Here is a 19730-nt window from a genome sequence, read left to right as displayed (position 1 = left end):
AGCCGCGATGCCGCCTTCACCCGAGAGAAGCCTCTGGCCTGGTGGACACCCTGCCTCTGGTGGCGCGGGAGGCGTTTTAGGCCAGTTTTGCGAACCCGAAATCCTGCGGATAGCCGAACAGAGCGACGCTGCCGCCGGTGTGCAGGAAAACGATATTGCTCGCCTTTGCAAAAAATCCGCGTTTCACCAGGTCGATCAGCCCCGCCATGCCTTTGCCGGAATAGACCGGGTCGAGCAGGATGCCCTCCAGCTCCGCCACCAGCTTAATCGCGGCAATGGTGCCGGGCGCGGGAAAGCCGTAGCCGGGGCCGACATAGTCGCAATTCGCCACCACGTCGGAGCGCTGCACGACATCGGCGAGGCCCATATGCGCAAGGGTCTTTTCCGCCAGCTTGAAGACATTGTCTTCCTGCTTCTCCTTCGGCGCGCGCACGCCGATGCCGAGCACCGGGATGCCGCTGCGGGCGGCGACCAGCCCCGCGACGAGACCCGCCTGGGTGCCCGCGCTGCCGGTCGCGGTGACCAGCGTGTCGATGGTCAGCCCCAATTCGGTCGCCTGCGCCATCAGTTCCTGCGCCGCGCCGACATAGCCGAGCGCGCCGACCGGGTTCGAGCCGCCGCCGACGATCGGATAAGGTTTTCTGCCTGCCGCCCGGAACCGCTCGGCGACCTTTTCCAACTCGGCATTCATGTCGATGCCGGCGGGGCGTTCCTCGGCCGTCGCGCCATGCAGAAAGTCGAGCAGCACATTGCCGTTGGCGCGGTAGGCCTCGTCGGTCTTGCCGGTGCGGTCTTCGAGCAGCAGGTGGCAGGCGAGGCCGAATTTGGCCGCCGCCGCCGCCGTCTGGCGGGCGTGGTTGGACTGCGTCGCGCCTTGCGTGAGCACCATGTCGGCGCCCTGGGCGAGCGCGTCGCCGATGAGATATTCGAGCTTGCGGGTCTTGTTGCCGCCGCTGGAAAGCCCGGTGCAGTCGTCGCGCTTGATCCAGATTTGCGGGCCGCCGAGATGGGCCGTCAGGCGCGGCATCGGTTCAAGCGGCGTCGGCAGATGCGCGAGACGGACGCGCGGAAACCGGGATAGCTGCACCCTAACCTCCAGTCGCTCGCGGGGAGGCATGGGCCGCCCCGGCCAAGCGCTTCATGCGAATTGGTAATGCCGCTAATCTAGCCGCGAAGCGCGGCGCGCCCAACGGCGAATTGCGGAAAGCGCGAGATGCCGCATCGAGGGCATTGCGGGAGGAAGTCCCTTTTACCGAGAGCGCCAAACTGCTTGCGCTGCGCGAACCGGAGCCCCGCCTTCGCGCTGATCTCGTTTAAGGGCGCATCAGCCGTTGAGGATCGCCGCCGCTGCTTCGTCGAGGCTCTTCAGCACCAGCGTGGGCTTGCCGGGCAGGTTTTCGGCGGGCTGCTCGAAACGGTTCAGGTGGATCACCGCAAAGCCGTAATTCGCCGCCCCCGCCGCGTCCCAGCCATTGGCCGAGACGAAGCCGATCATGCTCACCGGCAATTGCAGCCGCTCCTCGCCGAGGCGGTAGACACGGGTATGCGGCTTGTAGATGCCGACGCTTTCGACCGACAGCACATGGTCGACGAGATCGGCGAGCCCGGCCGTCTCGACGATGCTCTCCAGCATATCGGGCGCCCCGTTCGACAAGATCCCCGTCACCAGCCCGCGCTCCTTCAGCGCGCGCAAGGCCCGCACCGCATCCGGATAGGCCTCGAGCTTGAGATAGAGGCCGAGCAGGCGCTCGCGCAGGCCCGGATCGGCGATGCCATATTGATTGAGGGCGAAATCGAGCGCCTCGGCCGTCACCACGTCAAGCGGGGCGTGCGATCCCATCAGGCTGCGCAGCCAGGTATATTGAAGCTGCTTCGAGCGCCATAATTCGGAAATGGCGGCGGCATCCGGCCCGATTTCGGCGGCAAGGCTCGCCATCGGCGAATGCACGTCGAAAAGCGTCCCATAGGCATCGAAAAGCACAGCTTTTACGGTCGGATAGCTCATAGCGGCGGTTCCTAATTCGCTGTCTGCCGGGGTGCGGCCTGCGGGGGCGGCTGCCGGCCGGCCCGGTTCAGCCGGCCGGGCAGACGATGTGGACCGAGCGGGCGTATTGCTCGGCGATGCTGGCGGCCTCGGCGTCCGGATTGCCGGAAAAAGCCTGGCTCAAGGTCTGCGCGCCGCGCTGGGCGGCGTCCGGATGCGGCTCCTTGATCACCGGGGCGCAGCCGGGCGGGGCCGCGCTGAGCCGGATCGGGTCTTTCTCGGCCAGGGCGAAATCGACGTAGAACGTGGGGTCGTACACCGCGAAGGAGAAGTTCTTGATCTTGTCGGCGGCGAGCGGCGTCGTCAGCGGCAGGGTCAGGTAGAGGGTCAGCAGGCCGTCATGATATTCGAGCCAGTAATCCTTCGGCTCCTCCCGGGGCAAAAGCGTGCCGCCGAGCTTTGGGAAGGTGAAGAAGTCGAATTCCTTCAGTGAACTGATATTGACCTCCGCCAGTTCCGCCAGTTCCTCACGGTCGTAATTTCCATCGCGGTTGAGGTCGCGGCCCTCGACGGCAAAGCGGGAATAGCCCTCGTCGAAAGTCCATTTGTGCCGGAAGCCGGTAATGGCCTTCTGCTCGTTGTAAACCACCTCGGTCTCGACCGTGACCCAGACATGGGGATGGGCGGCGACGGCCGACGGCGCGATGAGGGCGGCGAGCGCGAGCACGGCGCGGACGGCCGGGAGGATCAGGTGAAAGCGCCGCATGTGATCGTCTCCCGTGGAATACGTGCTGCCGGCCGATGGCGCTGGCAGTACCAGTTTGGAGCTTTACTGGCAAATTTTGGCGAAGCTTGGATTGGAAAAAGCTGGCCTTTCGCCGCCGGAATGCTATTTGAGTTATGGTATAACATTTATTGGGTTGCGGGGAAGCAGCGATGCGTGGAATTTTTGCCGCCCTCGTCCTGGCCGGTCTCGGGATCGGCGCGGCGCGGGCGCATGAGGGGAGCGACGGTCCGCTGAGGGTGGTCGCCACCATCCAGCCGGTCCACTCGCTCGCCGCGGCCGTGATGGAGGGCGCGGGCGCGCCGCAATTGCTGGTCAAGGGCGCGGCGTCGGAGCACACCTTCTCGCTGCGGCCGTCCGATGCGCGCACGCTGAGCGGCGCCGAGATCGTCATCCGCGTCAGCCGCAATCTGGAGAGCTTTCTCGACCGGCCGATCCACAGCCTGTCGCAGGACGCCAAAATCGTCACGCTGGCGGAGCTTCCCGGCATCGCGCTGCTGCCGGCGCGGGTCAGCGGCACCTTCGAGCCGCATGTCCACGACGCGCAGGAGGAGGCCGGGCATGGGCATGACGAGGGCGTCTACGATCCGCATCTGTGGCTCAGCCCGGCCAATGCCGCCGTGATCGCCGACCATCTGGCGGCGGTGTTCGGCGCGGCGCGGCCGCAGCAGGCGGCGCTGTTCACCGCCAATGCCGAAAAATTGAAGGCGCGGCTGGCCGGGCTCGACGCCGATCTGCGGCCCCGGCTGGCGGCGCTGGCGGGCCGGGACTTCATCGTCTTCCACGACGCCTATCAATATTTCGAGGCGCATTTCGGCATTCACGCCGCCGGCTCGATCACGCTGGGGCCGCAGAACCAGCCCGGCGCCGCCCGCCTGACCGCCATCCGCGCCCGCATCGCCCGTTCGCGCTCGCCCTGCGTGTTCGCCGAGCCGCAATTCGAGCCCAAGCTGGTGCAGACGGTGATCGAGGGCACCGATGCCAGGACCGGCACGCTCGACGGCCTCGGGGCGGCGCTGGAGCCCGGGCCGGAGCTGTATTTTCAGCTCCTGACCAAGCTGACGGAGAGCCTTGAGGGGTGTTTGAAGTAGCATTCGTCGTGCCGGACACCGCGCAGCGGTGCGCCGGGACCCAATCAGCTTCGCGGGCACTGCGGCAAGAGGAGAGGCGAGTGGGCCCCGGCTCTGACGGCCGGGGCGACGGGATATATCACTCACCCGCCGGCGAAGGCGCGGCGGAGTGGCTGGTGACGGCCGGAGCGGGCGCTTCCTCCTCGGCTTTGTTGCCGCCGCGACGGAAGGCCTGGATCTCGCCGACGATGCCGCGCCGGAACAAGAGCACGCAGGCGACGAAGATGATGCCCTGGAAGATCGACACCCAGGCGCCGAACGCCGCCAGATATTGCTGAATCCCCGCCACCAGGAACGCGCCGACCATCGGCCCGAGCACGGTGCCCATGCCCCCCAGCAGCGTCATCAGCACGACCTCGCCGGACGTATGCCAGTGCACATTGTTCAAGGTCGCGATCTGGAACACCAGCGCGAACAGCGATCCCGCAACCCCCGCCAGCCCGGCCGAGATCACAAACGCCAGCAGCTTGTACCGGTCCGCATTGTAACCGAGCGAGATGGCGCGCGGCTCGTTCTCGCGGATGGCCTTCAGCGTCTGGCCGAAGGGCGAATGGATGGTGCGCTGGATGATCAGGAAGCAGAGGATGAAGGCCGCCAGCACGAAATAATACATGCTGAGGCTGTTATTCATGTCGATGGCGCCGAACAGATAGCCGCGCGGAATCGCCTGGATGCCGTCCTCGCCATGGGTGAAGGGGGCCTGCACGCAGAAGAAATACAGCATCTGCGCCAGCGCCAGCGTGACCATGGCGAAATAGATGCCCTGCCGCCGGATGGCGATGCCGCCGATGATGAGGCCGAGCAGCGTCGCCGCGAAGGCGCCGCCGAGGATGGCCAGCTCCGGCGTCCAGGGCGGCATCGGGATTTCCAGCCAGTGCAGGCGCGGCGTCGAAAACGGCGTGAAATAGGGCAGGAACACCGTGCCGAATTTCGCCAGATGCCCCGTCACATAGGCGGCGAAGCCGAAAAAGGCGGCATGGCCGAAGGACAACAGGCCGACATAGCCGAGCAGCAGGTTGAAGGCGGAGGCAAACAGCGCAAGGCACAGGCCGCGCATCAGGAATTGCGGATAGACGAAGAATGGCGCGGCGATGGCGACGGCCAGCAGCACGGTATAGAGGACGGGGGTGGCGGCCGAGCCGTTCGATTTCGCGCTCATCAATTCGCCCTACCGAAGAGGCCCTGCGGCTTGATCAGCAGCACAATGGCCATCACCACGAATATCACCGTATTGGAGGCTTCCGGGTAGAACACCTTGGTCAGCCCTTCCAGGAGGCCGAGCATGAAGCCGGTGATCACCGAGCCCAGGATCGAGCCCATGCCGCCGATCACCACCACCGCAAAGACGATGATGATGAGGTTCGAGCCCATCAGCGGGTTCACCGAATAGATCGGCGCGGCGAGGACGCCGGCAAAGGCGGCGAGCGCCACGCCCAGGCCATAGGTCAGCGTGATCATCGCCGGCACGTTGATGCCGAAAGCCTGCACCAGCGCCGGGTTCTCCGTCGCGGCGCGCAGATAGGCGCCGAGCCTAGTCTTCTCGATCAGCAGCCAGGTGCCGATGCAGACGATCGCCGAGGCGACCACCACCCAGCCGCGATAGGTCGGCAGGTACATGAAGCCGAGATTATAGCCGCCCGTCAGCTCGGGCGGCGGCGCGTAGGGAAGGCCGGAGGAGCCGTAAAGCTCGCGGAAGACGCCTTCGAGAATGAGCGCCAGGCCGAAGGTCAGCAGGAGGCCGTAAAGATGGTCGAGCCCGTAAAGCTGCTTCAGGAACAGCCGCTCGATCACCATGCCGAAAGCGCCGACGATCAGTGGGGCCAGCAGCAGCGCCGGCCAATAGCCGATGCCGAAGAAGTTGAGCAGGAAATAGGCCGCGAAGGCGCCCATCATATAGAGGGCGCCATGCGCGAAATTGATGATGTTGAGCATACCGAAGATCAGGGCGAGTCCCAAGGACAGCATCGCGTAGAACGCGCCATTGATCAGCCCGACCATGAGCTGGCCGAACAGCGCTTGCGGCGGTATCCCGAGGAACGCCCAGATCGACGACATCTCGTATCCTTACTTGACCAGCGAGCAGCCGAACTCGGCCTTCATCGGACGGTAGGCTTCATCGCCCGGAATGACGCTCAAGATCTTGTAATAATCCCACGGGCCTTTGGATTCTTCCGGCTTCTTCACCTGGACGAGCAGCATGTCATGCACCATGCGGCCATCCTCGCGGACCTTGCCGTTCTTGGCGAAGAAATCGTTGATCGGCAGCTCCTTCATCTTAGCGACGGCGGCCTTGGCCTCGTCGGTCTTGGCGGCGTCGATGGCCTTCAGATAATGCGAGATGCCGGAATAGACGCCGGCCTGCACCATGGTCGGCATCTTGCCGCCGTTGCGGGCCGCGAATTTCTTGGCGAAAGCGCGGGTCTCATCGTCGCGGTCCCAGTACCAGCCGTCGGTGACGACGAGGCCCTGCGCCGTCTTCAGCCCGAGGCTGTGGACGTCGGACAGGAATACGAGCAGGCCGGCGAGCTTTTGGCCGCCCGCGACGAGGCCGAATTCGCCCGCCTGCTTGATGGTGTTGATGGTGTCGGTGCCGGCATTGGCGATGCCGACGACCTTGGCGCCGGAGGATTGCGCCTGCAACAGGAAGGACGAGAAGTCGGTGGTGCCGGGGAAAGGATGGCGCACCGCGCCCACCACCTTGCCGCCGGCGGCGGTGACGGCGGCCGTGGTGTCGCGCTCGAGCGCATGGCCGAAGGCGTAATCGGCGGTGATGAAGAACCAGCTATCGCCGCCTTCCTTCACCAGCGTGCCGCCGGTGCCCTTGGCGAGCGCGTAGGTGTCATAGGTCCAGTGGACGCCGGTCGGCGAGCAGTTCTTGCCAGTCAGGTCGGACGAGGCGGCGCCGGAATTGATATGGACGCGGTTCTTGTTCTTGGTGATTTCCTGGATGGCGAGCGCGACGGACGAGGTCGGCACGTCGACGATGGCGTCGACATTTTCCGTGTCGATCCACTGATTGGCGATGTTCGATGCGATGTCGGGCTTGTTCTGATGGTCGGCGGTGATGATCTCGATCGGCTTGCCGAGCACCTTGCCGCCGAAATCCTCGGCCGCCATCTGCGCGGCGATGAACGAGCCTTTGCCCGCGAGGTCGGAATAGGGGCCGGACTGGTCGTTCAGCACGCCGATTTTCACGGTGTCGCCGGAGACCTGCGCATTGGCCGCGCCGTAGCTCGCGCTGAGCGCGAGGGCCGCCGCCAGGACTGTCAGTTTCTTCATGGTTTCCTCCTTGGATTTCAGTGCCCGGCGGCCCGCTTCGCGGGGTCAGACGCCGAGATAGGCTTGCAGTTTCCCCTTATTGGCCTCGAGCGCATCATTACTGATCATGTCGACCACATGGCCATGCTCGACGACATAGTGCCGGTCGGCCAGGGTCGAGGCAAAATGAAAATTCTGCTCCACCAAGAGGATGGTAAAGCCTTTATCCTTCAGGGTTTTGATGGTGGCGCCGATCTGCTGCACGATGACCGGCGCAAGCCCCTCGGTCGGCTCGTCGAGCAGCAGGAATTTCGCGCCCGTCCGCAGGATGCGCGCGATCGCGAGCATCTGCTGCTCGCCGCCGGAGAGCTTCGTCCCCTGGCTGCCCGCCCGCTCCCGCAGACGCGGAAAAATCTCGTAGATTTCGTCCAGGCTCATGCCGCCCGGCGCCACCTTCGGCGGCAGCAGCAGATTTTCCTTCACGTTCAGGCTGGCGAAAATGCCCCGCTCCTCCGGGCAATAGGCGACGCCCAGCCTGGCGATGGCGTTCGAGGGCAGGCCGATGGTCTCGGCGCCCTTGAACTGGATCGAGCCCTTGCGCTTGCCGAGGATGCCCATGATGGCGCGCATGGTCGTGGTCTTGCCCGAGCCGTTGCGGCCGAGCAGCGTCACGACTTCGCCGTCGCGCACTTCAAAACTCATGCCGTGCAGGATGTGGGACTCGCCGTACCAGCCCTGCAGGTCGTTCGCCGAAAGCACAGTCTCAGCCATGTCCGGTCCCCATATAGGCATCGACGACATCGGGGTGCTTCGACACCACCGCATATGGCCCTTCGGCCAGAATTTCGCCGCGCGCCAGCACGGTGATGACGTCGGACAGATCGGCGACGACGGAAAGATTGTGCTCGATCATCAGGACGGTGCGGCCCTTGGCGACCTTGCGGATGAGCTGGGAGATGCGCAGCACGTCCTCGCGGCCCATGCCGGCCATCGGCTCGTCGAGCAGCAGCATTTCCGGATCGAGCGCGATGGTGGTGGCGATCTCCAGCGCGCGCTTGCGGCCATAGGACAGCTCGACCGCCTCGCGGTCGACGAAGGCCGAGAGGCCGACCTGCTCGATCAGCTCGAGCGCCCGCTCATCCAGCACCTCGACCGTCCGATCCGATTTCCAGAAATGGAAGGAGGTGCCGAGCTTCCTCTGCAAGGCGATGCGGACATTTTCGAGCACGGTCAGATGCGGGAAGGTCGCCGAGATCTGGAAGGAGCGGACGAGGCCCTTCAGCGCGATCTCATAAGGCTTGTCACGGGTGATGTCGGCGCCGTTATAGAGGATCTGGCCGCGCGTCGGGGTGAGGAATTTGGTGATGAGGTTGAAGCAGGTGGTCTTGCCGGCGCCGTTCGGGCCGATCAACGCATGGATCGAGCCGCGCCGGACATTCAGATTGACGTTGTTCACGGCGATGAAGCCCTTGAACTCCTTGGTCAATCCTTCGGTCCTGATGATGAACTCGTCTGCCATGAAACCGGCCTACCCCTTGGCGTGTCCGCGCGCTTTAGATACGCGCTTTCTTATGATGCTGTAAATTACCAGGACGGATTATGCCTTCAAAATTCAAATGCTGGATTAGCATGGGAATTTTGAAGGCGGCGACCACCCGGCCAGGCTAATTGCCGTAGAGATATTCCGGCAGCCAGAGCGTCAGTCCGGGCCAGATATACATCAGAACCATGCAGACGACGATGACGGCCATATAGGGCATCATACCCGCAAAGATCTGATTGAGCGTCACATGCGGGGGTGAGACCCCCTTCAGGTAGAAGGCCGACATGGCGACCGGCGGCGACAGGAAGGCCGCTTGCAGGTTCACGAAGACCAGCACGCCCCACAGCACCGGATCGATGCTGAAATGCTTCAGGAGCGGCAGGAAGATCGGCACGAAAATGACGATGATCTCCGTCCATTCCAGCGGCCAGCCGAGGATGAAGATGATGACCTGCGACAGGATCATGAACTGAACCGGCGACAGATCGAGCGAGAGCACCCATTGCTCGACCAGCGCCTGCCCGCCGAGCACCGCGAACACGCCCGAGAACAGCGCCGAGCCGACGAACAGCCAGCACACCATGGCGGTGGTCTTGGCGGTCAGGAAGACGGCTTCCTTGGTGCGCTTCCAGTCCAGTGTCCTGGCGTGCAGGGCGAGGAGGAAGGCGCCCGCCGCGCCGACGCCGGCGGATTCGGTCGCCGTGGTGATGCCCAGCAGGATGACCGCCAGCACCAGCACGGTGAGAATGCCGAGCGGGGCGACCGACGAGGTCAAGAGCTTGATGACCTGGAGCCGGTCGGCGTCGAGCTTGCGGTAATAGCGGATCTGCAACAGGAGCAGCACGCCGCAAATGCCGGCGAACCATTGATAGAACGCCGTCCCCGGCCCTTGCTCGGCCTCGCTCGGCGCCGGAGCGCTGAGGCCCGGCGAGCCGAGCTGCTCGAGGCCGACGACGGTGGTTTCCGGCGCGGCCTGCTGGTGAATGACGACATACCACCAGATCAGCCACATGGTGCCGGCGACGATGGCGAAGGGCACCAGCGTGGCGGCGAAATTCTTCAGCAGCACCCAATAGCCGATGCGGCCTTCCGCGGTCTGGATCTCCCTGGCGCGGCCCGGCGAGGCGAGCGCGGAGAGCAGACCGAAGAACATATTGTTGGAATAGGCGGCCTGGAATTTGCGCATCCAGTCCGGCACCGGCACCCGCATCTGGTCTTCCGGCAGCGGCGGCGCGATCTTGGGATTGATGAGCGCCCAGCCGATAATATAGACGAGGTAGAGGAAGGCGAGGAAGAAGCCGGGGAACATGGCGGCGGCGTAGAGCTTGACCACCGACTGCCCGGCGACGGCGGCGTAGACGATGATCATCACCGAGGGCGGGATCAGAATGCCGAGCGTGCCGCCGGCGGTGATGACGCCCGAGGCGAGCTTGACGTCATAGCCCGCCCGCAGCATCGGGTTGAAGGCGATGACGCCCATCAGCACGACGACCGCGCCGACGAGGCCCGAGGCAATGCCCCAGAAGGTGCACACGATCAGCGTCGCGACGGCGAGTGCAGCGGGCACCTTCCGGAAGGCGAGCTGGATGGAATAGAACATCTTGTCGACAAGTGCCCCACGTTCCATCACATACCCCATGAGCACGAAGAGGGGCACGGAGATGAGCACGTCGTTGGTCATGGCGCCATAGGTGCGCTGGACCATCAGCTCGAACACGCGGTTGTCGCTAAAGGCTTGGCCGGGCTCGTAGAAAGCGATGAAGCCGAAGACCATGCCGAGGCCCATCAGCGTGAAGGCCGTCGGAAATCCCATGATGATGACGACCACGATCAGGCCGAGCATCAGCAACCCCAGTGCCGGATCGCTCATTTCTGCAAGTCTCCCCCCATGCCGCGCTGCCGCGCCAGCTCGTCGATTTCGTGCGCCCGCTCGATGGCGATTTTTCGTGATTCTTCATCGACATATTCGCTGTTGGCTAATTGCTCTCCGACCACGTCGATCTCGGACACGTCCTTCAGCCGCGTCGGCCATTCGCCCGTCTTGAGGCACATGACGCAGCGCACGATTTCGGCGATGCCCTGCAGCATCACCAGCGCGCCCGCGATCGGCATCACGGTCTTGAAGTGGTACATCGGCGGCCCCTCCGCCGTGACGTTCGAATGCTCGCCGATGCGCCAGCTATCGGCGGCGAACTCGGTGCCCGCATAGATCAGCGCGGCGATGCCGGGGAGGAAGAAGGCGATGTACAGCACCAGGTCGAGCAGGGCCTGGGTGCGCGGCCGCATCGAGGAATAGAGGAAGTCGCCGCGCACATGCGCGTTCTGCGCTAGCGTATAGGCGCCGCAGAGCATGAACAGCGAACCGTAGATCATGTTTTCGGCGTCGAAGATCCAGGCCGTCGGCGAATTGAGCCAATAGCGCTTGATGACCTCGACACAGACGACCGTCATCAGCAGCACGATCAGCCAGGCGGCCGCCTTGCCCACCCATGTGCTGATGCCGTCAATCGTATGCAGGAAGCGTTGTACCGTCATGCGGAGCCGCCGGGCTTAAGGAGGGATCGGCAAGAAGACACCATCCGGGTCGCAAGATCCGAATGGTGCCCTTCTCTCGTGAGCGAGTTGCTAGATCGGCGCCTTGGCGTTCGGACCCCAATAATGGTCGAAGGCCATCTTCCGGCTCACCACCGTGTCGTTCTCCCATCGGGTCACGCGCTTGGCGAAGGCGAGCTGGGACTCGACGATCTCCTTGAAGATCGGATTTTCGCCGGCCTTCTTCTTCGCCACCTCGTCATAGGCCTCGAGCTGCTTCTTCAAGATCGCGTCCGGCGTCTTGTAGAATTTGACGTTGCTCTTGGTCTGCAGGTCGATGTAGTCCGTCGAATAGCGGTCGATGGCCTTCCAGGACATATCCGCCGAGGCCGCCTCTACGGCATTGGCGATGATGGCCCGCATCTTCTCGGGGAGGCCGTCATATTTGGTCTTGTTGAAGGTGATCTCGAACTGCTCGGCATTCTGGTGATAGCTTTGCAGCATGCACACTTTCGACACGTCGGGGAAACCGAGCGCCTTGTCGGAAGAGGCGTTGTTGAACTCGGCCGCGTCGAGCAGGCCGCGATCCATGGCGGAGACGATTTCGCCGCCGGGCAGGGCGTTGACCGCCGCGCCAAGGCCCGTGAACACGTCGATCGAGATGCCGACGGTGCGGAATTTCAGGCCCTTGAAATCGTCGACCGAAGCCATCGGCTTCTTGAACCAGCCGAGCGGCTGCGTCGGCATCGGCCCGTAGGGGAACGAGACGACATTGGCGCCGATGGACTCATACAGCTTGGCCAACAGCTCCTTGCCGCCGCCATATTTGTGCCAGGACAAGAGCATGTTGGCGTCCATGCCGAAGGCCGGCCCCGACCCCCAAAGCGCCAGCGCCGTCTGCTTGCCGTAATGATAGACGATAACGCCATGACCGCCGTCGAGCACGCCCTTGGAGACGGCGTCGAGAAGCTGGAACGCGGGCACCACGGCGCCGGCCGGCAGCACTTCGATCTTGAGTTCGCCGCCCGTCATGTCATTCACCTTCTTGGCGAAATCGAGGGCGTATTCGTGAAAGATATCCTTCGACGGCCAGGTGCTCTGCCAGCGCATGGAAATCGGGCCTTGGGCGCGGACCACGGTCGGCGCGGCGATGGCGGATGCCGCCGTTGCGATCGCGGCGCCTCGCAGGAATTTGCGGCGATCGACGGTTTTGCTCGTCTGAGCTTCATGCTGGGACATTGACTCTCCTCCAATGTTTCCTTGCTCCCGCCATTCTTGGCGTGGAGCCCCTTAGATGAGCGGATCGAGCCGCCCATATTTTCATTCTCGGCACGGGCGCGCTTGCTGACAGATGCGTTGCCTGTCTTCGCGGGTGCCGGCGCTCTTTTTGGCGCTTGGCTGCTTTGCAGCTCATGATGCTTGTCATCTCAACGGAATGCTTGTCCGTTCACAACCCCTCAATTGGTTGAATTATGACAGATTTCGTTGCCATGCTCAGACCACCGGATAGGGCGGTTCGCGCCCCGAAAGCAGCGCATCGATATTGTCGAGCGCGGCAAAACCCATGTCGTTGCGCGCCTCGACCGTCGCCGATCCGATATGCGGGAACAGGAACGCGTTTGGCAGATCGTAATAGCCCTCGTTGATGCGCGGCTCGCCCTTGAACACGTCCAGCCCGGCATAGCCGACCCGGCCCGATTTCAGCGCCGCGATCAAATCCTCGTCGACGATCAGGTCGCCGCGCGCGGTGTTGACCACGGCCGCGCCCTGCGGAAGCTTGGCAATGGCCGCCGCGTTCAGGATGCCGACGGTCTCGGGCGTCGAGGGCGCGTTCAACGACAGCACGTCGCTTGCCGCGAGCAGGCTGTCGAAACTCTCATGGTAGATGGCGCCCAGCTCTTCCTCGGGCGAAAGGCGGCGGCGGTTGTGGTAGTCAATGACCATGTCGAAGGCGCGGGCGCGCTTGGCGAGGGCCTGGCCGATCTTGCCCATGCCGTAAATGCCGAGCCGCTTGCCGTCCAGCCGCCGCCCGAGCAGTTGCTGCGTATGCCAGCCGGTCCATTCGCGGTTGCGGATCATGGCCTCGGCCTCCGGTGCGCGGCGCAGGGCGCCCAGCACCAGCAGCATGGCGATCTCGGCGGTGGCGATGGTGACGGCATCCGGCGTGTTGCCGATGCGCAGGCCGCGCGCCTTGGCGGCGTCGAGGTCGATGTGATCGGTGCCGGCGGAGAAGGTGGAGACGATCTTGACGCTGTCCGGCATCCGCCGGACCACATCGGCCGTGATCTTCTCGCTCGAGCAGATCATCAGCGCGTCGGCGCCGTCGGCCAGGGCCAGCAATTCATCGGAGGGAATGAGACGGTCGTCGGGATTCAGAATGGCGTCGTAATCGCGCCGGGCGCGCTCTTCGACGAGTGGCGGAAACCGCCGCGTGAGAATGACCTTCCGCCGTGTCACCAAATTTTTACCCTACCCAGTTACTGCACTGTGCTGCCATACTTTCCACGATATGAAAACGCATACCGTATTGTCACTAGGTGATTAGCATGAGAATGCAGAATAGCGCAGAAAAAAATGCAAAAGCCGGTCGCGATACGGAGGCCGCGGAGCCGCGCGGCGACACCGTCCAATCGCTAAGCCGCGCGCTTAACCTGCTGAACCGGCTGGCGGAAAGCGACCAGGGCCTGACGCTCAGCGAAGCGGCCAACCGCACCGGCCTCGCCATCTCGACCGCCCACCGCCTGCTCAGCACGCTGCAGCGCGAAAACTTCGTCCGCTTCGAGCCGGAGCGGGGCGTCTGGCTGATCGGCGTGCAGGCATTCATCGTCGGCAGCGCTTTTTTGCGCTCGCGCGAATTGACGGGCATCGCCCGCCCCCTGATGCGGCAATTGATGGAGCGCAGCGGCGAGACCGTGAACCTCGCCGTCGAGGATCGCGGCGAGGCGATCTATGTCGCCCAGATCGAATGCCGCAAGACCATGCGCGCGATTGCCTCCCCAGGCGGGCGGGCGGCGATGCATGCCTCGGGGGTCGGCAAGGCGTTGCTGGCGGCGATGACGGAAGAGGAGGTCGAGCGTGTCATTCGCGAGCGCGGATTGCCGGAGGCGACACCGAGAAGCATTGCGACGCGGGCTAGGCTCAAGGCGGAATTGCAAGTGACGCGGGCGCGCGGCTTCGCCATCGACGATGAGGAGAACGCCATCGGCCTGCGCTGCGTCGCGGCGGCGATTTTCGACGAGACCGGCCGCCCGGCGGCGGCGCTTTCGCTGTCCGGTCCGAAGGCGCGCATCACCGACGATCTTTTGTCACCACTTGGTGATCAGGTGCGCGCCGTGGCCGGCCAGATCACCAATCAGATCGGCGGCGTAAATTTAATCCGTTGATTTTAAGTCAGATTTTCTGGTCTTTCCACATCGCGGAAATCTATCTTAATTTAATTGTCACCGCTCGCAGTTAGATTTATTCATCGATCTGCGAACATGAGCGGAGACGGCCAATGACGAATTCCCCCGAGCTGAAACTCCCCGAAGGGGTTGAGATCAAAGCGGCGATCAAGCCTGGATATGAGCGTATCCTGACGCCCGAGGCGCTCGCATTCGTCGCCGGCCTTGCCCGCGCCTTCGAGCCGACCCGCCGCAAGCTGATGGAATGGCGCGAGCACCGGCAGGAAGCGCTCGACGGCGGCGCGCTGCCCGACTTCCTGCCCGAGACGCAGCAGATCCGCGACGGCGCCTGGACCATTCGCGGCGTCCCCGCCGACCTCATGGACCGCCGCGTCGAGATCACCGGCCCGACCACCCGCAAGATGATCATCAACGCGCTGAATTCCGGCGCCTCCTGCTTCATGGCCGATTTCGAGGACGCGCTTTCGCCGAGCTGGGACAATATCGTCGACGGCCAGATCAACCTCGCCGATTACTGGCTCGGCCAGATCGACTTCACCGACCCGGAAAACGGCAAGGATTACAAGATATCGGCCAAGCCGGCGGTGCTCATCATCCGCCCGCGCGGCTGGCATCTCATGGAAGAGCACATCCATGTCGACGGCGAACCGGTCGCCGGCGCCTTCGTCGATTTCGGCCTCTATGTCTTCCACAATGCCAAGCGCAGCCTGGAGAAGGGCAGCGGCCCTTATTTCTACCTGCCCAAGATGGAGCATCACAAGGAAGCCGCGCTCTGGAACGACGTCTTCGTCCAGGCCCAGGAGCAGCTCGGCCTGCCCATCGGCACCATCAAGGCGACGGCGCTGATCGAGACGCTGCCCGCCGCTTTCGAGATGGACGAGATCCTGCACGCCATGCGCGACCACATCGTCGGCCTGAATTGCGGGCGATGGGACTACATCTTCTCCTACATCAAGACGCTCCGCGCCAAGCCCGAATATCTGCTGCCCGATCGCGGCCAAGTGGTCATGGGCAAGGCGTTCCTGAAGGCCTATTCGCAATTGCTGATCAAGACCTGCCACCGCCGCGGCGCCTTCGCCATGGGCGGCATGGCCGCCTTCATCCCGAACCGGCGCGACCCGGAAGCCAATGAGCGGGCGCTCGCCGCCGTGCGCGCCGACAAGCTGATTGAAGTCGAGAACGGCCATGACGGCACCTGGGTGGCGCATCCCGATCTGGTGCCGGTCGCCAAGGAGGTGTTCGACCAGCACATGCCGCAGCCGAACCAGCTCACCAAGCTGCGCGAGGAGGTTCACGCCGGCCAGGCGCAATTGCTCGAAGTGCCCGAGGGCACGCGCAGCGAAGAGGGCCTGCGCATGAACATCCGCGTCGGGGTGCAATATATCGAGGCCTGGCTGCGCGGCAACGGCGCGGTGCCGCTCTATAATCTGATGGAAGACGCCGCCACGGCGGAGATTTCGCGCACGCAGGTCTGGCAATGGATCAAATACGGCGCCGAGTTCAGCGACGGCACCAAGGTGACGCCGGCGCTGTTCGAGGCACTGCTGACCGACGAGATGGAGGAGCTGCGCGGTGTCCTCGGCGAGGAAGCGTTCGAGAACGGCCGCTTCGCCGAAGCCATCGACCTGTTCCGCCAGCTTTCCACATCCGACACGCTGCAACCGTTCCTGACCGTGCCGGCTTATAAGCTCATTGCGTAGACTGCCGACGCTCACATTCGCCAAATCATCGTCCCGGACGGCCGTCAGGCCGAGCCCGGGACCCAATGGCCGATCCGCAAGCATTGCGGCAAGAGGATATGCGTGTAGGCCCCGGCGCTGACGTCAGGGCGACGACCCGGAATAGCGGCGGGTCCTTGAGCGACCATCCCCAAAAAACAGCCGGCGAAGCAATCCGGGCCTTCGGGGGCTAGCCGGATCGCTTCGCCTAACGCTCCAGGGGGCGTTGGAGCGGGGGTTAAAGGCCCTTCCTTATGTCGCGGCCCGCGGCCGATCCGTTCGATCAGCCTGTCGTTTTTCCTGCGGAGCATGATCGTTGCGGCGACCATGCGCCTTTGCGGGCCGGACCGTCGATCAGCGCCTCAATATCGTTGCTGGGTCTTGTCCTTATATTGCTGGGCGCGCATGGATTTGCGGGTGCGGTCCCACTCGCCGCTGCTGAGGTTCTCGGCGTCCTGCAGATTGCGCTCGGAGAGATCGCGCAAGGGCGCGGCCGCCGCCGCCGGGAGCTGGTCGGCACTCTCCTTCAGATAGGCGGCGTTCTCGCGCAGCATTTTCTTGGCCTCTTCGGTCTTGCCGCTGTCGCGCAGGGAAACCGCCTTCTCATTGCGCTCGGTGGCGATCTGGGTGGTCACCGCCGCCATCACATCCTTGTTGAGGCTGGCTTTGGCGTCCGACGCGGACGGGCTGAAGCGGAGCGCGGCGCGGCTTTCGGCGGTGGCGCGGGTCTTCGAGGCAAGGTCGGTGTAGTTCACCTCAACCCGCGCGGCCTCCGCCGCGCCTTTGGCGCGCGCGCCGTCGACCTTCAACTCGACGACGACGTATTTCTCCTGCTTGCCGTAGATCTGGTTCATCTTCAGGCGGATCTTGTCGCCCTCGACCTTCGCCTCGCGCCCGAGCACGCGCACCGGCTCAAAGCCCTCCGGGCAGTCGATGATGATCTCGACATCGCCGCCGACCGCCGCCAGCACGTCGCCGAATTCCTCGTTGAAGATGGTGACGAGATCGCCGGGCTTCTCTACGAAAGCGTGATTGCCGTCGCTGGCCAGCGCGAGGCGGGTCATCAGGTCCTCGTTATAGCCGAGGCCCAGGCCGATGGTGGTGATGGAGACGCCGTCTTCCGCCGCTTCCCGGCCGAGCGCTTCGAGTTCGCCCGGCGTCGATGGGCCGACATTGGCCATGCCGTCGGAGAGCAGGATGACGCGGTTGACCTTATAGGCGTCGATGAAGGGGCGCAGTTCGCGAATGCCCTGGCTGACGCCGGCGTAGAGCGCGGTGCGGCCGTCCGCTTTGAGCCGCCGGATGGCGCCGCGAATTTCGCCGGTGTCGCGCAGCTTGGCGGCGGGGGAGAGTACGTAGGCATTATCGCTATAGGTGACGACCCCGAGCACATCCTGGCTGCCGAGCCGCTCGACCGCCATCAGCGCCGCTTCCTTAGCCTGATCGATGCGGTCGCCCTTCATGGAGCCGGATTTGTCGATGACGAGCAGCACGTTGGCGGGGATGCGCGCGCCTTCTGTCTCCGGCGCAACTCCTTCGAGCCCGACGCGGAGATAGACCATTCCGCCTTGGCCTTCGGGGAGCACGCTCTGGCCGAGATCGGCGCGGAGCTTGACGGCAGGCGCCGCCTGGGCGCCCGGCAGCGCGAGGAGTCCCGCGGTGACGAAAGCTGGAATAAAAGCCAACCGCATAAAACTCCCCCTTGACAGTTGCCACGCTGCAACGCCGATGGGAGCAAATTAGGCGGCGGCATATGAATGCAGAATTAACGATGTCTTAAGCATGGCGGCATTGGGGATAAAACGCGGCGGCTAGTGGGAAAGTGTCCGCGTGAGTAGGCACCGGCTCTGACGGCCGGGCGGCGAAAATGATTAGGCTTTTCAGAGGGAAGCACGGATGAGCCGCTGTGCCGAACCGATAGTTTGTAACCCCTCACCCGGCACGCTTCGCGCGCACCTGTCGGCGGTTATCCGGGCGCGCCCTGATCAACCGGCGGCATCGGTGCCGCCTCGCGTCCGCCGCGAGCGGCGAAGTTCATATGGCGCCGTTTCTAACATTGAGGAGCCCGTCGCCATCAGGCTTCGGTTGGGCGCTGAACCGAAACTTTACCTGGCGCGGGATTGGCTAGGGCAGCGGCCAGGCCCATCGCCGCCCGAATGTCGAAAAGACCGATTGGCGAGGGCTGCAATCCCCGCAAGTCTCCGCCACTCCGTCGCCTCGACGTCGCCTACGGTCTGCATAGCGGCTGCGCGACCTGATGCAAAAAGAAGCGCCACTGTCGTCTCCCTGTCATCGGAATTCGTCACATCTGGAGCATGGGTTTTGCGGCGCCGAATGGCTCCTCGCCACCCTGCCGACGGCATCTGTTGAGGACATGCGCTTGAATACGCTGGCCCCGCCCCGATCCCGCAATTCCACGCCTGCCACGGACGATACCGCCCCGCATTCGAGTATTGCAGGCTTGCCTGCACCTGCCAGCTTGAGCAACGCCGCGCAAATCCAGCAGTTCATCCTGAATGCGGAAGCGGCGGCCGCAGAGGTGCGCCAGGAGCTCTACGCGGTCTGTGAGGCGATCGGCACTCACGGTATCGATCCTGAAAAACTCTATCAGACGCGGATGCTCGAGACCTATCTCGGCCAGTATCAGAAACAGATCGACTATGCGCAGCAACGGCTGCTCAAGCTCGGACGTTCCCGGCATGACTGATCGCAGATAGCCTTGCCAAGCGTGGCTCCCAGTGGATCGAAGAGAAGTCCCACTGGGTCCGGCCGCCCGCGATGCCGTAAGCGAGGCTCAGGATAAGGAGCGCAATGGACGTACAGCGCTTCAAAAAACTCGCCAATATGCCCCTGAAGCGCTAATGCGCCAACAGCCGGTTCCGCACCAGCCATTTGGTCCCATGCGTCCAGGAATCATCCGTGTTGCCCCTGATATCCGCCGTGGCGAATTGCACGGGCTGGCCGGTGGCGGTGTCGCGTACGGTGATCGAGATGGTCAGGATCAGCGTGCTCATCTTGCGCACCGTGCCGGTGATCGAGCGGGACGCCCCGAGGCCCTTGGCGATATCGGCGTCGCAGCCATTGCAGCCATGGATCAGCCCGGCATCGGCGATCTTCGATGCTGCCGGGCCTACATCCACCACATCGTAGTCGGCGGAGGTCCCCAGCATCTGCCGCAAGACGTCGCTGATCAGTTTTAGCCGCGCCGCCTCGGTCGGATCGGCGCCGCGCGTGCCTTCGAGGCTGGGGTCGATCAGCTCGAAGTCGAACACGGCCGCGCTGAAGGGTTTCGCCGCCGCCGCGCCTGTCTGCGCAAGCAGCAGCGCCCCGAGCACCAGGCCCAGCCCCGTCCGAACCAATCCCGCCATGCGCAAGCC

18 protein-coding genes are annotated in these 19730 nt (G+C 64.0%); 4 read left to right on the top strand and 14 right to left on the bottom strand.

Annotated features, from left to right (window positions below):
- Positions 1-76 precede the first annotated feature (76 nt).
- The 3 genes from BLEFHOIH_RS17255 to BLEFHOIH_RS17245 form a co-directional block, all read right to left on the bottom strand.
- A complete protein-coding gene (locus BLEFHOIH_RS17255) occupies positions 77-1087 on the bottom strand; it encodes a D-cysteine desulfhydrase (RefSeq protein WP_088347260.1) in 1011 nt (336 codons plus the stop codon).
- A gap of 237 nt (positions 1088-1324) precedes the next feature.
- A complete protein-coding gene (locus tag BLEFHOIH_RS17250) occupies positions 1325-2005 on the bottom strand; it encodes a haloacid dehalogenase type II (protein WP_088347259.1) in 681 nt (226 codons plus the stop codon).
- 67 nt (positions 2006-2072) lie between these two features.
- On the bottom strand, positions 2073-2750 hold the full coding sequence (locus BLEFHOIH_RS17245; RefSeq protein ID WP_088347258.1) for a DUF1007 family protein: 678 nt from the start codon (positions 2748-2750) through the stop codon (positions 2073-2075).
- Between the two features lie 170 nt (positions 2751-2920).
- On the opposite strand from BLEFHOIH_RS17245, the gene BLEFHOIH_RS17240 reads away from it, so the two are divergent.
- On the top strand, positions 2921-3859 hold the full coding sequence (locus BLEFHOIH_RS17240) for a zinc ABC transporter substrate-binding protein (RefSeq protein ID WP_088347257.1): 939 nt from the start codon (positions 2921-2923) through the stop codon (positions 3857-3859).
- Between the two features lie 118 nt (positions 3860-3977).
- On the opposite strand, the gene BLEFHOIH_RS17235 is transcribed toward BLEFHOIH_RS17240, so the two are convergent.
- The 9 genes from BLEFHOIH_RS17235 to BLEFHOIH_RS17195 all read right to left on the bottom strand — a co-directional run bounded on the left by BLEFHOIH_RS17235 (position 3978) and on the right by BLEFHOIH_RS17195 (position 13688).
- The gene (locus BLEFHOIH_RS17235; protein WP_088347256.1) at positions 3978-5057 is read right to left on the bottom strand and encodes a branched-chain amino acid ABC transporter permease; all 1080 of its coding nucleotides are present in this window, start codon (positions 5055-5057) and stop codon (positions 3978-3980) included.
- Positions 5057-5953, bottom strand: coding sequence for a branched-chain amino acid ABC transporter permease (locus BLEFHOIH_RS17230; RefSeq protein WP_088347255.1), 897 nt, complete (start codon positions 5951-5953; stop codon positions 5057-5059). Before BLEFHOIH_RS17230 ends, BLEFHOIH_RS17235 begins: the two co-directional genes overlap by 1 nt.
- A gap of 9 nt (positions 5954-5962) precedes the next feature.
- Entirely contained in the window at positions 5963-7177 is a 1215-nt protein-coding gene (locus tag BLEFHOIH_RS17225) for an ABC transporter substrate-binding protein (RefSeq protein WP_088347254.1), read from the bottom strand.
- Between the two features lie 45 nt (positions 7178-7222).
- Complete coding sequence (locus BLEFHOIH_RS17220; protein ID WP_088347253.1) at positions 7223-7927, bottom strand: ABC transporter ATP-binding protein; 705 nt, start codon at positions 7925-7927, stop codon at positions 7223-7225.
- A complete protein-coding gene (locus tag BLEFHOIH_RS17215) occupies positions 7920-8675 on the bottom strand; it encodes an ABC transporter ATP-binding protein (protein WP_088347252.1) in 756 nt (251 codons plus the stop codon). Before BLEFHOIH_RS17215 ends, BLEFHOIH_RS17220 begins: the two co-directional genes overlap by 8 nt.
- A gap of 145 nt (positions 8676-8820) precedes the next feature.
- Positions 8821-10569, bottom strand: a complete 1749-nt coding sequence (locus tag BLEFHOIH_RS17210) for a TRAP transporter large permease subunit (RefSeq protein ID WP_088347251.1) — start codon at positions 10567-10569, stop codon at positions 8821-8823.
- Entirely contained in the window at positions 10566-11234 is a 669-nt protein-coding gene (locus BLEFHOIH_RS17205; protein ID WP_088347250.1) for a TRAP transporter small permease subunit, read from the bottom strand. The genes BLEFHOIH_RS17210 and BLEFHOIH_RS17205 overlap by 4 nt, the downstream gene beginning before the upstream one ends.
- Before the next feature lie 90 nt (positions 11235-11324).
- Positions 11325-12470, bottom strand: a complete 1146-nt coding sequence (locus BLEFHOIH_RS17200) for a TRAP transporter substrate-binding protein (protein ID WP_088347249.1) — start codon at positions 12468-12470, stop codon at positions 11325-11327.
- A 255-nt stretch (positions 12471-12725) separates the two neighbouring features.
- Positions 12726-13688: a D-glycerate dehydrogenase gene (locus BLEFHOIH_RS17195; protein WP_088347248.1), complete on the bottom strand. Its 963-nt coding sequence runs from the start codon at positions 13686-13688 to the stop codon at positions 12726-12728.
- 89 nt (positions 13689-13777) lie between these two features.
- On the opposite strand from BLEFHOIH_RS17195, the gene BLEFHOIH_RS17190 reads away from it, so the two are divergent.
- Both BLEFHOIH_RS17190 and aceB read left to right on the top strand, forming a co-directional pair.
- Positions 13778-14614, top strand: a complete 837-nt coding sequence (locus tag BLEFHOIH_RS17190) for an IclR family transcriptional regulator C-terminal domain-containing protein (RefSeq protein ID WP_210191585.1) — start codon at positions 13778-13780, stop codon at positions 14612-14614.
- 113 nt (positions 14615-14727) lie between these two features.
- A complete protein-coding gene (gene aceB / locus BLEFHOIH_RS17185) occupies positions 14728-16335 on the top strand; it encodes a malate synthase A (protein ID WP_088347246.1) in 1608 nt (535 codons plus the stop codon).
- A 380-nt stretch (positions 16336-16715) separates the two neighbouring features.
- On the opposite strand, the gene BLEFHOIH_RS17180 is transcribed toward aceB, so the two are convergent.
- Positions 16716-18044 carry a VWA domain-containing protein gene (locus tag BLEFHOIH_RS17180; protein ID WP_088347245.1) on the bottom strand — a complete coding sequence of 443 codons (1329 nt, stop codon included), beginning with the start codon at positions 18042-18044 and terminating at the stop codon, positions 16716-16718.
- 566 nt (positions 18045-18610) lie between these two features.
- On the opposite strand from BLEFHOIH_RS17180, the gene BLEFHOIH_RS26310 reads away from it, so the two are divergent.
- Positions 18611-19060, top strand: coding sequence for a hypothetical protein (locus BLEFHOIH_RS26310; protein WP_125461765.1), 450 nt, complete (start codon positions 18611-18613; stop codon positions 19058-19060).
- A 151-nt stretch (positions 19061-19211) separates the two neighbouring features.
- Here BLEFHOIH_RS26310 and BLEFHOIH_RS17170 read toward each other — a convergent pair whose 3' ends face one another.
- Positions 19212-19721, bottom strand: coding sequence for a DUF3280 domain-containing protein (locus BLEFHOIH_RS17170; RefSeq protein WP_088347243.1), 510 nt, complete (start codon positions 19719-19721; stop codon positions 19212-19214).
- Between the last annotated feature and the right edge of the window lie 9 nt (positions 19722-19730).

This window comes from Rhodomicrobium sp. R_RK_3 (assembly GCF_002198715.1).
In the GTDB taxonomy this organism is placed as follows: domain Bacteria; phylum Pseudomonadota; class Alphaproteobacteria; order Rhizobiales; family Rhodomicrobiaceae; genus R-RK-3.
Note: the sequence above shows the minus strand (reverse complement) of the source record. Positions and strands in the feature narration are given on the sequence as shown.